General features: G+C 74.2%; 13 protein-coding genes. 5 read left to right on the top strand and 8 right to left on the bottom strand.

From position 1 onward, the window contains the following. The first annotated feature begins 56 nt into the window (after nt 1-56). The gene (locus ABT263_RS18970; protein ID WP_352291498.1) at nt 57-848 is read left to right on the top strand and encodes a hypothetical protein; all 792 of its coding nucleotides are present in this window, start codon (nt 57-59) and stop codon (nt 846-848) included. Between the two features lie 37 nt (nt 849-885). On the opposite strand, the gene ABT263_RS18965 is transcribed toward ABT263_RS18970, so the two are convergent. The 6 genes from ABT263_RS18965 to ABT263_RS18940 form a co-directional block, all read right to left on the bottom strand. Then, nucleotides 886-1,977, bottom strand: a complete 1,092-nt coding sequence (locus ABT263_RS18965) for a vWA domain-containing protein (RefSeq protein ID WP_352291497.1) — start codon at nt 1,975-1,977, stop codon at nt 886-888. Nucleotides 1,978-2,364: 387 nt separating this feature from the next. Beyond that, complete coding sequence (locus tag ABT263_RS18960) at nt 2,365-2,811, bottom strand: anthrone oxygenase family protein (protein ID WP_352291496.1); 447 nt, start codon at nt 2,809-2,811, stop codon at nt 2,365-2,367. A gap of 274 nt (nt 2,812-3,085) precedes the next feature. Beyond that, on the bottom strand, nt 3,086-3,826 hold the full coding sequence (locus ABT263_RS18955; RefSeq protein ID WP_352291495.1) for a class I SAM-dependent methyltransferase: 741 nt from the start codon (nt 3,824-3,826) through the stop codon (nt 3,086-3,088). Nucleotides 3,827-4,114: 288 nt separating this feature from the next. Continuing rightward, nucleotides 4,115-4,432 carry a hypothetical protein gene (locus ABT263_RS18950; protein WP_352291494.1) on the bottom strand — a complete coding sequence of 106 codons (318 nt, stop codon included), beginning with the start codon at nt 4,430-4,432 and terminating at the stop codon, nt 4,115-4,117. A gap of 266 nt (nt 4,433-4,698) precedes the next feature. Continuing rightward, nucleotides 4,699-6,180, bottom strand: coding sequence for a HAMP domain-containing sensor histidine kinase (locus tag ABT263_RS18945; protein WP_352291493.1), 1,482 nt, complete (start codon nt 6,178-6,180; stop codon nt 4,699-4,701). Beyond that, entirely contained in the window at nt 6,173-6,850 is a 678-nt protein-coding gene (locus ABT263_RS18940; protein ID WP_329491643.1) for a response regulator transcription factor, read from the bottom strand. The genes ABT263_RS18945 and ABT263_RS18940 overlap by 8 nt, the downstream gene beginning before the upstream one ends. Before the next feature lie 252 nt (nt 6,851-7,102). On the opposite strand from ABT263_RS18940, the gene ABT263_RS18935 reads away from it, so the two are divergent. From ABT263_RS18935 to ABT263_RS18920, 4 genes are all read left to right on the top strand, one after another. Continuing rightward, nucleotides 7,103-7,495 carry a hypothetical protein gene (locus ABT263_RS18935; RefSeq protein ID WP_352291492.1) on the top strand — a complete coding sequence of 131 codons (393 nt, stop codon included), beginning with the start codon at nt 7,103-7,105 and terminating at the stop codon, nt 7,493-7,495. A gap of 109 nt (nt 7,496-7,604) precedes the next feature. Beyond that, a complete protein-coding gene (locus tag ABT263_RS18930) occupies nt 7,605-8,252 on the top strand; it encodes a DedA family protein (RefSeq protein ID WP_352291601.1) in 648 nt (215 codons plus the stop codon). Further along, the gene (locus ABT263_RS18925) at nt 8,249-8,866 is read left to right on the top strand and encodes a phosphatase PAP2 family protein (RefSeq protein WP_352291491.1); all 618 of its coding nucleotides are present in this window, start codon (nt 8,249-8,251) and stop codon (nt 8,864-8,866) included. The genes ABT263_RS18930 and ABT263_RS18925 overlap by 4 nt, the downstream gene beginning before the upstream one ends. Further along, a complete protein-coding gene (locus ABT263_RS18920) occupies nt 8,863-9,531 on the top strand; it encodes a phosphatase PAP2 family protein (protein WP_352291490.1) in 669 nt (222 codons plus the stop codon). Before ABT263_RS18925 ends, ABT263_RS18920 begins: the two co-directional genes overlap by 4 nt. A gap of 363 nt (nt 9,532-9,894) precedes the next feature. On the opposite strand, the gene ABT263_RS18915 is transcribed toward ABT263_RS18920, so the two are convergent. Then, nucleotides 9,895-11,133, bottom strand: a complete 1,239-nt coding sequence (locus ABT263_RS18915) for a glycoside hydrolase family 16 protein (protein ID WP_352291489.1) — start codon at nt 11,131-11,133, stop codon at nt 9,895-9,897. A gap of 379 nt (nt 11,134-11,512) precedes the next feature. Continuing rightward, on the bottom strand, nt 11,513-13,360 hold the full coding sequence (locus ABT263_RS18910) for a phospholipid carrier-dependent glycosyltransferase (RefSeq protein ID WP_352291488.1): 1,848 nt from the start codon (nt 13,358-13,360) through the stop codon (nt 11,513-11,515). Between the last annotated feature and the right edge of the window lie 367 nt (nt 13,361-13,727).

Genomic DNA, 13,727 nt, shown 5'->3' with positions numbered 1-13,727 from the left:
CCGAGCCCGTGGCGACGGCCGAGGCCGTGCCGCTCCCCGAGGAGCGTCCCGCGGCGGTGGCGGCACATCAGTGGAGCCATCGCTGGGGGCCCTGGGCCGAGCAGTGGGAGGACTGGCTGCGCCGCTCCCCCGTCGGGGTGGACCTGCTGGTGTGGTGGCGGGACGAGGGGGGCGACCTGCTCGCCCTCGTCGGGCCGCAGCGCTACCTCCAGCGGCTGGCCGAGCTGCTGTCCCGCGCCTCACCGCGGGACGTGGCGGCCCTGGGGATCGGGTGCACCCGCCGCATCGACCGGTCGTGCCGCGATCCGGGGACGTGCGGCCAGGACCGGGCCGGCGACGACCCGACCGCCGCACCCCGGCACCGCACGGGTCCGGTTCCGGGCGCCTGCAGCGGGTTCAAGGACTGCTGGAGCGCGTACGGGATCGGCGTCGAGTTCACCGCCGACGACCGGCACCGCGCCGTGCACCTCCAGGACCCGTCGGACCGCTCCAGGACGGACGTCTGGGTGGACGGCGTCCGGGTGGCGGACGGGATCACGCTGGACAGCTCGGGCTACTGGGTGGACGGACGGTACTACGTGGTGCAGGCCGAGGGCCCGCAGGACCACCCCGAGCAGGGCCACACGATGGGGCACCTCTGCTGCACCGTCCTGTCGCTGGTCGTCCACGACGCCGAGCTGGCCACCACGCGGATCCTCGTGCCCGGGGCCACCGAGGCGTGGACCGATCCCGAACTGGGCCGGGACGGCGACGCCTTGTACGTCTACCCGAGCCGCGGGGCCCGTGCGGCCGGGCGAGCGGACCGCGTCCTGCCCGTCGAGCCGCTGCCGCCCTCGCCGTCGCGCTGACCGTGGCGGAGGGGGCCGGCCGGACCGCGGGTGCCCGTCACAGCATGACGAGCAGCTTGGTGCCCGTCACCAACTTGCGGTTCACCGAGGTCGACTGGACGAACACGGTGTACGACGGGTTGTCACCCGGCTTCACCGTGGCCTCCGCCGACGGCAGGCCCAGGAGCCGGCGGGCCGCCGGACCGGAGAACACCCTGCCCGTCATCCGGCCGGTGGCCGGGTCCTTCTCGGCCACCGCGAGCTGCTTCGAGCCCTGGATCTTCTCCCGCTTGGACAACTCGTAGTAGGCGCAGCCGGTCTTGTAGGGGTGCCCGGCGCCGGTGACGAAGTCGCGGATCGGCATCGCATCGTCGACCGGGACCAGGATGTACTCGCCGGCGTCCAGGGCGTCGAGATTGGCCGTCACGTCGGCGGTGCTCAAGTCCTGGCCCATCGCGAACAGGTTCCTGGTGCCGCGCACACCCTGCTCGCGGCCCCGCAGGAAGCTCGTGGCGGCCGACTTGACCGTGCCGATCGCCTCCTCGACGCCCTTGCTGGAGTCCGCGTCCCAGATCGCGATGTTGCCCGCGGGGAAGCCGTACTCCTGAGCGGTGCGCTTGGCCAGCGAGTTCGGGACCAGGATCGCCGACGTCCAGTGGTCGGGGAGGTCGTCCATGGCCTTCTGGATGCGGCTCAGCCACGTGCTCAGCACCGTGCTGCCCCGGCCGCCGTTCATCTGGGTGTGCATCCGGCCGTTCTGCGAGAACCCGGAGGCGTTCTCCTCACCGTCGGTGACGACGACCTGGAGGAAGGAGTGCTCCCCGTACCCCTCCCAGATGTTCTTCAGGTCGTCGACGGACTTCACGGCCGCCTCGATCAGCGCCGTCGCACCGCCGTTGACCTTGTAGAGACCGCGCAGCGACGGCAGGTGCTTGACGTCCATGTCCCACACCAGGTTCTCCACCTCGTGGTCGAACGCGTAGAGGCTGATGCGGGTCTCGTGACCGAGCCGGTCGGACTCCTCCTGAAGGCCCTTCACGAATTCGTCCACCACGCGAACAAGCTGCGCCGCGTGCTGGCGCATCGAGCCGGAATTGTCGACCACCAGGGAAACGTGGTTGACCTTGTGCTTGATCCTGTTCGCAGACATTCTTCTACCCCTTGTCCCAACGCGCTCGCGACGCCTTCCGGCGCCCCCTCCAACGTTGGTTCCACCCTACGGTGAGGCACTGACAATCCGCCCTGACCTGGGGCTTCACCGCCCACTGACGCCCCGTCGGATTCGCCTGCCCGAGGACGGGAAACCGGAATGCGGCGGCGGGCACGGGTCGGACGAATCAGCGCTGGCCGCCCGGCGTTCACCCGAATTCGGAATACCGCACCCGCCACCGTCCGCCGCGGATCTCCTCGCCGTCGACCTCGCCCCGCTCCCGAACGCGGACCGCGACCCGGTCCAGCGGTCACCCGCCCGGTCCGGACGCGCAGAACGCCCGCCGGGACCAGGCCCGCCGGACGCTGCTGGAGGGGCGCCGGGCCCTCAGACGAGGGCGACGACCAGGAGGAGGAACGCGGTCACGATGACGGCCACCCGCAGGTAGTGGAGGCGGTCCCAGCGGCCGAGCTGCTCCCGCCAGTCCGCCGGGGCGTTCTCCGGTGTCCATTGCGCCGCCCGGGAGTTGATCGGCACGAGCAGGGCGACCGACATCACCACACTGAGGACGAGCAGCCCGGCGGCCGTGGCGACCAGCCCCGCCCCGGCGTCCCCCCAGGTCACGGCGGACCACGCCACGCCGAGCACCACCGACCCGATGTACCAGAACGGCATCACCCGCCCGAGCAGCCGGGCCCCCTCGCTGCGGGCGGCGAGTCCGCCGTTGTGCGGCAGCCCGTCGACGATCGGGTTGACGAAGACCGCCACCGCGAACTCCACACCCACCAGCAGGCCGACGACCACGACCGTGACGACGGCCAGTGCGTTCTGCATGTTCCCTCCCCAAGTTCGGACCTGGCGCCTTCTAGCGCCGCTAGGTCATGGGGCAATGCTAGAGGTGTCGACGCTCGAGTGTCTAGCGCCGCTAGAATCGAGGCTGGCACGGACCCGGGTACAAGCTCCGGCAGCGGCGCCCGTACCCGGGCGGGCACGGGGGCCTCGTAGGCGCGGCGGATCGTCCCGGCCGCCTTCTCCCCGGTACGTCGCCCCGACGTCCCCGGGGCTCCCGGTCCGGCGCGGGTGGCGCCGGACCGCTGCCACGACGTCCTCAGCCGCCCGCCGGACCGCCCCCGGCCGCCGCGACCACGTACCAGTGGGCCGGCAGCGCGACCCGGGAGCCGTCCGGGTGGTGTTCGCTCATCGCGAGGTCCGTCCCGCCCTCGTCGAGGATCTCCAACCCGGCGCCGCGCAGCAGCCCGGGCATCTCCCCCGGCGTGACCTCGGCCGGGCGCAGGTCGTGCTTGCGGACCTGGCGGAGCTTCTCCGGCGGGCCACCCGGCCGTTCGGCGACCTGCTGGAGCACCGTCTTCGCGGCGGCGGTCGGCTCGACCACGAAGCCCCGGCCGCGCCGGCCGAGCAGCAGGGCGACGGCGGCCGCGACCGGTGGCCGGTCCGCCGGTTCGCTCTGGTGGAGCACCGCCCGCAGGTAGACGTTGGCGTCGCCGAGCCGGTCACCGAGGCGCCGCACCCCCGCCAGGTCGGTGAGGTCGAGCTGCTCGAACTCGGCCACCGCGTCGCGGTCCGCCCGACGGGCGTGTGCCACGGCCGAGGCGGACAGGTCGACGCCCACCGCCCGGGGGAACCGGCCGGCCAGATACCGGGTCTGGGTGCCGTTGCCGCAGCCGAGGTCGACGATCGGCAGCGTGCGGTCGGCGTGGCTCGCGAACAGGGCGGTGTGCGGGGCCGCCGTCAGCGCCGGATCCGCGTCCCAGAACGGCTCGCCCGGCTCACCCGTGCTCTCCGCCCAGAACCCCTCCCACGCGCGTACGTAGCGCTCCGAATCACTCATCAGCTGGTCTCTCCCTGGGTCGTGGCAGCGGTGACAGCCTCCATACCGGCCCCTGCGGCGGCGGAAACCGGCCGACCGAAACCTTCACCCCCCGTTCGACCCCGTACCGGCGAAACCACCCGATCGGTGACTCCCGGGCGGGCGAAGGCGCCGGACGAAGACGGCGGCCGACGGGGCCGCCGCGTTCGGGACGTCCGTGTTTCACCGCTGCGGAACCGAACACCGACCGCCCCGCCGTCGTCCACGGGCGTAGGCGACAGCGGGGCGGAAGCCGGACCCCGGGGCGGATCAGCCGACGTCGATGCCGGTGACCGCCGGGGTGCCCATGCCCACCGCGTCCGTCTCGTACCCGGCGGCCGCGAAGGCCCGCCTGGTGAGGTCCAGGGCCGCCTCACCGGCAGCCGTGCGGTCGGCCGCCTCGACCTCCAGGCGCAGCACGAACGTCCCCTCCGGCTCGTCCAGGGTCAGCACATCGAGGTCGGGGACCTCCTCCGTACCGACCTCCTCGGGATCGGCGCCGCGCACGACGGCCAGCAGGGTACGGCGAGCGGAGTCGTCGACCGGTCGCTGGACTGTTCCGGGAATGGTGATCACATAGCTGCCCATGCCCTACGTGTCACCCGAGCCCGGCGTCGCAAACCTCGGCGGGGCCGTGCGCCCGCCGGATGTCCCCTCCCCGACGTTTCCTCCCAGCTCAGAGGCATGATCATCCACCCAGGTCGGCAGTCGGCAGGGCTCCCGGCGGTTCCGACCACCGGGGCGACCACGCGCCTCGCGCGCGCGGCCCCGAGGCTCGTCGCCCGCGCCGGCCGGGGATCGTCCGGTCGCGTCGCCGGCTGGAGGGGTCTGCCGCCGGTCGGCCTTCAGGGCGGCTACGCAGGCCGTCGTGCCCCGGGCTCCGGGCTCGCGTCGGGCAGCCGGGTGCGGAACGTGGTGGTGTCCGGTGTGTCGAGGACGGTGAGGGTGCCGCCGTGGACGGTGGCGATGTCGCGTGCGATGGACAGGCCGAGGCCGGAGCCGCCGTCGTCGCGGCTGCGGGCGTCGTCGAGGCGGGTGAACCGCTCGAAGATCCGCTCCCGGTCGGCGGGGTCGATCCGGGGGCCGTCGTTGCTCACGTCCAGAACGGCGTACCCGGTGGCGCTGTCCTCGAACAGGCGCACGGTGACGCGGTGTCGGGCGTGGCGCCGGGCGTTGTCGAGGAGGTTGGTCAGCAGGCGTCCGAGCCACAGGGCGTTGCCCGTGACGGTGATCTCGTCCGGGGCGTCGAGGACGACCGGGTGGGGCTCGGGTCCGTAGGCCCGCGCGGTGGTGCGGACGAGTTCGGTGAGGCGGACCGGCTCGTCGGGGTGGTGGTGGCCGCCGGCGTCGAGACGGGCCAGGAGCAGGAGGTCGGTGGCGAGCGACTGGAGCCGTTCGGTGTCCTGGAGCGCGCCGGCCACCAGGTCGGCGCGCACCTCGGCGTCGGGGTGGGTGAGCGCCACCTCCAGCTGGGTCCGCAGCACGGCGAGGGGGCTGCGGAGCTCGTGGGAGGCGTCGGCGATGAAGCGGCGCTGTCGGGTGCCGGCCGCCTCCAGGCGTTCGAGCATGGCGTTCATGGTGTCGGCGAGGCGGGCGATCTCGTCGTCACTGCGCGGGTCGGGAACGCGCCGGTCGAGGTCGCGGTCGCCGATGGCGGCCACCTCGGCGCGGATCGCCTCGACCGGCCGCAGGGCGCGGCCGGTCGCACGCCAGGTGAGGGCGCCGACGGTGAGCAGCAGGACGGTGCTCAGGGCGGCGAGGGCACCCGTGGTGAGGTCTTCGGCGGCGTCCGCGGTGCGCAGGGAGGCGCCGACATGGACGGTGGCGGGCCCGGTGGGGGTGGCGGCGGTGACCGTGGTGACGCGCTGGTGGTGCTCGTCGCCCAGGGCGCCGAGGTTGAAGGTGTCGTGGCCCTCCCGGTGGCCGGCCGGGGTGAGGGGCGGGTGGCCGGCCAGGTTCTGGCTGGCGGCGACCACCGTGCCGTTCGCGTCGACGACCTGGATGAAGTCGGTGCCGTGGTCGAGCGGCAGGGGGTTGCCGAGGTGCCCGTCGGTGGCGAGCCGGGCGACGGCCTGGGCCTGTTCGCGGGCGCCGGTCTCCACGGTGCGTTCCAGGTTGACGCGCAGCAGGAGGATGACCGCGGCCGAGGCGACGGCGAGGACGACGGCGACGCTGAGGCAGGCGGCGGCGGTGGTCCGGGTGCGGACCGAGCGCGGGGCCAGGCGGTCCAGGAGGGCCACCGTGCGGGGGTGGCCGAGGAGCCTGCCGAGGGCGGTGCGTGCCCGGCGGTGGGCGGCGGTCCGGCGGGGTGCGGGGCCGGCGGTCGGGTCAGCCACCGTCGGCCGCCAAGCGGTAGCCGGTGCCGCGGACCGTCTGCACCGAGGCCCTGCCGAAGGGGGTGTCGATCTTGCGGCGCAGCGCGCTGACGTGCACCTCGACGGTGTTGGGGTCGCTGTCGAGGGCGCTGTCCCAGACGGCGTCGAGGATCTCGCGCTTGGAGACGGCCTCGCCGGCCCGGCGGGCGAGGTGGTCCAGGACGGCGAACTCGCGGGGTGTGAGCGCGATGGCGGTGCCGGCCCGGGTGCAGGTGCGGGCGGCGGAGTCGACCACGAGGTCGCCCAGGACGGTGCGCCGGGGTGCGCGGCTGCCGATCCGGCGGGCGAGGGCCTTGAGGCGGGCGACGAGGACGACGAAGGAGAACGGCTTGGACAGGTAGTCGTCGGCTCCGGTGTCCAGGGCTTCGGCCTCGTCCCACTCGCCGTCCTTGGCGGTCAGCATCAGGATGCCGGCGTCGCTGCCGGCGGCCCGCAGCCGCGCGCACACCCGGTACCCGTTGAGACCGGGCAGCATGATGTCGAGCACGATCACGTCGTAGGCCTGGTCCATGGCCTTGGCCAGGCCCGAGAGGCCGTCGTGGGTGATGTCGACGGTGAACCCCTCGGCGGTCAGCCCGTGCTGCAGCGCCAGGGCCAGTCGGCGCTCGTCCTCCACCACCAGTACTCGCATGCCCCCAGGGTGGCAGGTCCGCCGGCCGGGCGGCTGAAGGAGCCTTCAGGTCTTCAGCTGTCCTTCAGCAACGCCCGGTCATGCTGGCCGTACCGTCCGGGCGCAGGTCCCGGGCCTTGTCACAGGATCGGGGTGGGCGCAGTGAGCGAGCCCAGAGGCGGGACGCGGTCGCCGCAGGAGACGGGCGGCGGGAGCGTCGGTGGGGCGCGGGGCCGGTGGCCGTGGCCGGGTGGCCGTCGGGCACGGTGGGCCGTGGCGGGTGCGGCGGCCGTCGTGGTGGTCGGCGGCGGGGCGGCCGCGGTGGCGGTCCACCACGACGGCGAACGACGCGACGGGCACTCGGCGACGGCCGCGCAGGGCGGCGGGCGCCACCACGGTCCCGAGGGCCGGGACGGTGTGCGCAAGGACCACCGCGGTGCGCAGGGCGCACCGGCGCCGCTGCCGTCACTGGACGCGGCCGACGCGGTGGTCAAGGCCACCTCCGGGGTCGCGGGCGGCAAGGTCGAGTCGCTGACCGCGGTCACCGAGCAGGGCGGCGGCCGGGGCTGGCAGGCCGTGGTCCTCGGCCCGGACGGTGTCCGGCACCTGGTGACCGTCGACGGGGCCACCGGCACGGTCACCGGCAACGCGGTCCTGGGCGGCTGATCCACCGGGTCGGCACGGCCGGGCCGCGCGCGGAGACACCGGAACCGCGCTCCGGCCGCGGCCGCCCCGAACGGCTCGAACAGCTCCCTCTGGAAAGGCGCAACCCGTGATGCTCTCCTCATCCGCCCTGCTGGCCGTCAATCCGCTGGACGCGAGTTCCCTTCTCGGCGCGTTCGGCGCCCTGGGCGTCGCCGTGGTCCTCTTCGCGGAGACCGGTCTGCTGATCGGCTTCTTCCTGCCGGGTGACTCCCTGCTGTTCACCGCGGGCCTGCTGTGCACCACCGGCTCGCACAGCGGACCGCACCTCGACCTGGCCCAGGTCCTGAGCGCGTCCGCCGTCGGGGCCCTCGCGGGTGCCCAGGTCGGCTACGTCATCGGGCGGCGCGGTGGCAGCGCGCTGCTCGCCCGCTCCCGCAACAGACGGCTGCACGAGGGAGCCCTGCGGGCCGAGGAACTCCTCACCCGCTACGGCCACGGCAGGGCCGTGGTCCTCGCCCGGTTCGTCCCCGTGGTCCGCACCGTGCTCAACCCGTTGGCCGGAGCCCTGGGGGTCGACCTCCGGACCTTCACGATCTGGCAGACCGTGGGTGGCCTCGTCTGGACCCTCGGTCTCGTCCTGGCGGGCTACGCGCTCGGCTCGTCGGTGCCCGATGTCGACCACTACCTCCTGCCGATCGTCGGCGTCGTCATCGCGGTCTCCCTGCTGCCCCTCGTGCTCGAAGTCCTCCGCTCGCGCCGCCGCCGGGAAGCCCGATGACGGCCGCCGCCACCGCGCTCGCCCTCGACGGCCGCCCGATCGACGCCGGCCTGTACCTGCGCGCCGACCACTGGGCCCAGCACCTTCCCGCTCCCGCCCGGGAGGTGATCACCGCGTTCTCCGCCTACGGGCTGGGACTCCTGGCCGTCCTGATGCTCTGGGCCTGGTGGCGCGCCCGCGCCGACGACGGCGCCGCCATGGCCCGGGCTCTCGGCGCGCCGCTGGTGGTCATCGCCGTGTTCGCCGCCGACACCGTCCTCAAAAGCCTGCTGCACGAGCCACGGCCGTGCCAGGTCCTCGACGCCGGCACCACGCTGGAGGCGTGCCCCGGCACCGGGGACTGGTCGCTGCCGAGCAACCACACCGTCATCGTGTTCGCCGGCGCCGCCGTACTGTGGCAGGTCAGCCGCCGCATCGGCGCGCTCGCGCTGCTCCTGGCCGTCGCGATGGGCGCCTCCCGGGTGCTGGTCGGCGTCCACTACCCGCACGATGTCGCGCTGGGCGCGCTGGTGGGCGTCTGCGCCGGATACGGGCTCGGCCTCCTGGCCGGGCGGGGCGGGGGCGTGGTGGACCGGGCCCGGTCGGGCGGCGCGCACCGATGGCTCACCGCGTGACCGGCCGCCGACGGCCCGCCGTCCTCGCCGGGAGCTGGGCGGCGTTCGCCGTACTGGCGGCCGTACTCGCCGCGCACGACTGGGCACCCTTCCCGTTCGAACGGACCGCCGTCGACTGGAGCGTCGCGCACCGCCCGCCCGTCGCCGAGACGGTGGCCCTCGCCGTCACCTCGCTCGGCACGGGCGTCGCGCCCTACCTCCTGGTGCTGGCCGCGGGCCTCGTCACCCTGCGCGCCTCCCCCGCCCCACGGTCCCGCCGTGCGACCGCCGGGACCGTGCTCGCCCCCGTGCTCTGCCTGGCCGCGGGCCAGTTGCTGCGCCAGGGCCTGATGCACGCCTTCGGCCGCCCCCGGCCGCCGCGGACCGACTGGGCGTTCACCGCCTCCGGATTCGCCTTCCCGTCCGGACACGCCTTCACCTCCGCGCTCTGCGCGGGCCTGCTCGCCCTCGCCGTCGCCCGCGCCCACCCCCGGGCGGCCCGGGCCGCCGTCGTGACCGCGGCCCTGTTCGCGGGCTCGATCGGCCTCAGCCGTATCTACCTCGGGGTGCACTGGCCCCTGGACGTCCTCGGCGCCTGGTTCCTCGCCGCCGGCTGCCTGGCCGCCGCCTCGATCGTCCCGCGTCCCCCGACGCGACCGAGGGCTCCCGTGCCCGAAGTCCCGTAGCGGCCGGCCCAGCCTGCGCACGGCTCGACGGGAAACCCCGCCGTGCCGCGGTCGCACAGCCCAGCCGCACCGCTCGGACGGCGACCGCCCCCGGCCCGGCCGGGTCGCCCGGTCCGGGCTCCTGATCCACCGAGGTCCCGCGCTTCCCCCGGAGCGCGGGGCCTCGGTCGCACCCGCGGGGAGCCGGTTTCCGGTTCCCCGCCTCGGTCGGCCACGGACGCGCACCTGGTCCGGCCCGGCCGACCGACGGCCGTTCGGCCCCGGAGGCCGAACGGGGATCCAACGACGCGGACGCTCCGGGAACGGCGTTGGCCCGACCTCGGGAGGTCGGGCCACCGTCGTACTGTGCCGCTGGACGGCAGGTCAGTGCTGCCAGACCCGCACGTAGTCGACCTGCATGTCGGCCGGGGTCGCCGACGGACCGCCGCCGGACCAGACGGCGTTGTTCAGGATCAGGTACTGCGGCGACGAGCTGATGCCGGTGGTGATCTGTCCGACCTGCTTGCCGTCGTAGAAGTAGGTCACCGAACCCGGCTTCCACTCGGCGCCGTAGGTGTGCCAGCCGCTGTAGTTGCCCGTGGCGCAGCCGCCGGGGCCGCCGGACGGCGAGTGGTAGTGGTAGCAGGCCTGGCCGCCCAGGCCCTCCATGACGTCCATCTCGCCGTCGGCCGGCCAGTTGTGACCGTCCGTCCAGAACGCCGGCCAGTTGGCGATCTGCGAGCCGGCGGCGGGCAGGTAGATCCGTGCCTCGAAGGCGCCGTAGGTGAACTCCGCCTTGCCGTTGGAGGAGAGCATGCCGGAGCTGTACGGGTAGGTCTTGCCGTTGACCACGGTCGGCTGCTGGGCGATGTTCAGGTGCAGCGAGCCGCCGCTGACGGTGGACTGCGACGGGGCGTAGGCCGCCAGCTCGATGTCGGGGTTGACCGGCTGCGTGGTGCAGGTCTGGCAGCCGAACCAGTTGGGCGTCCACGTGGCGCTGTCGACGGTGCTGCCGTTGAACTCGTCCGCGAACACCGGGCGCCAGCTGCCCGCGATGCCCAGCGGACCGCCGGTGGGGGTCGGCGTCGGCGTCGGGGTCGGGGTCGGGGTGGGCGTCGGGGTCGGGGTCGGCGTCGGCGTCGGCGTCGGCGTCGGCGTCGGCGTCACGGTGCCGCCGCTCGACGTGAAGCTGTGGACCGGCGTCAGGTTGTGCCAGCCGTCCGAGGCCTGGTAGGCGACGAAATAGGTGTACGAGCCGCTGGGGAAGGTCCGGCTCTTCGGCGTGACGGTGGTCTGCCGGGTGCCCAGCGTGGTGGCGACGGCCCCGGGGAAGTCGTAGTTGGCGCCGCTCGCCGAGCGCACCGCGATGGTCAGGCTCTGCAGTTTGAGCCGCTTGTTCGCGTGCACCTTGGCGGTGGCGGTGACGGGCGAGTCCGGCGCGGGCGAGGTCGGCGTGATGCCGAGCGAGTCGACGGTGACCGGGCTGGTGGCCGCCTCGGACTGCACCGCCCAGGTCGCGGTGCCGGCGGTCACGGCCGCGGCCGCGAGTCCGGCGACGGTCAGCCGCTTCCACGCCGTCGGCGCGCCGCGGCGGTGTCGGGCGTTGTTTCGCAGGGTTCTCATGCTGTGGCAGTACCTTTCCTGCCCCCCTGGAGAGCCGCGGGCCCCGTCCGCGGCAGGAGCGGAGGAGAGCCCGTCGAGGGTGGAGCTTGTGCGAACGGACGCGTCCTTCGCAAGCCGCGGACCCCCGGCCCACCCCGTCCAGGCACCTGGGGCGACGGCCTGCCCATCGGCGAACCAGCAGGTCAGAGCGGGCATGAGGGCCGCCTTCGGGAACACCTGTGAGGTGCGGCACAGGTGACCGGGGCCACACGGGGCGTCGCCCGGCCGGACCGCGCCGTCCGCCCGGCGGACCCCGTCGCCCGCCCGGCCGACCCGGTCACGCGGTCGGCCCGGCGGGCGACGGGCATGGGCGCCAGCAACGGCCGACGGGCGCCCGCGGTCAGGACTTGCGCCAGAGCGCCCAGCCCTGCGCCCGGTTCTCCTTCGCGACGTACCACTCGGCGGGGTGCTCCGGCCAGTAGCCGTCGGTGGCCTTGCCCTCCGGGGCCGCCGGGGTGACCAGGACGGTCGCCTCCGCGGGGACCGGCTGCCAGCGCGGGTCGCGGTACCAGACCCGGCCCCGGTAGACCTCGAAGGCCTGGGCGTTGCGCAGACCCCCGTCGAGGTCCCAGGCCAGGACCACGTTGTCCGTGGGCTTGATCCCGGAGGCCTTGGTGAAGCCGGTCGCCAGCGGCTTGCGGTAGTTCGCGTGCGGGTAGCTGACCTGTTCGGTGATGGTGGCGGTCGCGAAGCCGGCGAACAGCGCGAGCGCGAGTCCGATCGCCCAGAGCACCCGGCGCCCGCCCGCGGCCAGGAACAGGACCACCGCGCCCAGGACGACGAAGGCGGCGACGGACGAGCGCATGACGTTCAGCCGCATCCAGTCGGTGGCCAGGAAGGTGACGTCCGGCAGGGCCCAGCCGATGAACAGCTTGGTGGTCAGCGCCGAGCCCGCGGACCAGACGACCAGCTTGCCGAGGAGCACCGTGAGGCCGACCGTGGCGGCCGCCGTGACGGCGAGCCGGCGGCGGCCGAGCCTGGAGAGGACGGCGGCGCCGACGACGAAGGCCGCCGGGACCAGGAACGAGAGGTAGCGGGCGTAGACCCAGTCGTCGACCCGCCCGTCGTCCGGCAGGGCGGCGGCGGAGGCGAGCGCGGTGCCGACCAGCAGGGCCGCCAGCACGCCGCCGGCGATCCGGTCCGGGCGCGGGAAACGGCCACTGAAGAGCGCGAACAGGCAGACCACGACCGCCAGGCCGCCGATGCCCCAGGTGGAGACGATGAAGTACCAGAGCTGCCCGGCCACCCGGGTCAGCGTCATCCCGGTCTTGTCGGGGTCGGTGAGGCCCTTCCAGAGGTAGCCGCCGACGTCGCTCGGCTCGACGGTGAACTGGCGGTCGAGCCACCAGGACAGCGCCTTGACCCCCACCACGCCGACGCCCAGGGAGCCGAGGCCGACCAGCGTGGTGCGCCACGGGGCCCAGCGCAGCGCCAGGACGCCGACGAGGACCACCCCGGTGAGCGCCACCACCACGCCGCCGCGGTCGTGCACGGCCATCGAGTACGCGGCGGCCGCGCCCGTCCCGGCCGCGTACCAGGAGCGGTGCTTGACCGGGCCCTCGCTCAGCCAGCCGTGCAGGCAGAGCAGCCAGGCCAGGATCAGCACCGGCAGCACGGTGTCCGACATGACGAACTCGGAGTAGAAGATCACCGGCGGCAGCAGCGCGGTGGCCCCGGCGAAGACGTACGCCAGCAGCCGGCGCAGGCCCAGTCGGCGCAGCGCCAGGTAGGCCAGCGGGAAGACCAGCGCGTTCAGCAGCGCGTTGATCCCCATGATCAGGTGATAGGCGGTGACCGGGTCGTCGGCGATCCGGAACGCCGGGGAGACCAGCAGCGGGTAGCCGCCCGGGATCACCACACCGACCGGCATCTCGGTGGTCGGCCGGCCCGCCAGCACGCGGGCGAGGACCAGGTAGGAGTCCTCGTCAGGGTGCACCGAGGGGTAGCTCAGGTGCCGGACGAGCACCAGGCGGAAGAGGACCTCGACCGCGTATCCGGCCAGCAGGACCACCGGCCAGAACCAGCGCCGGCCGCGGGCCGCCTCGAACCGCAGCGCCACCAGGCCCAACAGGCCTGACAGGCCGTCGGCGGGACGGGCGGGCCCGGCGGTCTCCGTGGCACCGGCCCGGCCCTCGTCGGGGACGGCGGGCCGCGGCAGGGTCTGCGGCTGCGTGGAGCGTTGTGTCATGCAGCTACATATATAGGCTACCGACATATAATGTCCAGAAGAGCAACCCGCCGCGACGGCGGACCCCGGAGCACCGCACGCCGACGGGGCGTTCGGGTGCGCACCGACGGTCCGGGCGCTCCGGCACGGGTCGGCGGAGCGCCCGAGGACACCAGGAAGAACGAAACGGAGCCGCACTCCGGTTCAGCTCCGGCCCTTCGCAAGGCGGCGGCGAGGACGCCCCACCGGGGTGGCCCCCGCCGTCGCCGGGGCGCCGTCCGCGCGGAGGCGCTGACGGCGGCGAGGTCCAGGGCGTCCAGCACGGCCTTCACCGTGACGATCGAGTTGTCGCCGGGTATGGACAGCGCCAGCGCCTCCTCGTCCGGCG

Source organism: Kitasatospora sp. NPDC001603 (assembly GCF_040298365.1).
Lineage (GTDB): Bacteria > Actinomycetota > Actinomycetes > Streptomycetales > Streptomycetaceae > Kitasatospora.
The sequence above is the reverse complement of the archived record's forward strand: the minus strand, read 5'-3'. Positions and strand labels throughout refer to the sequence as shown.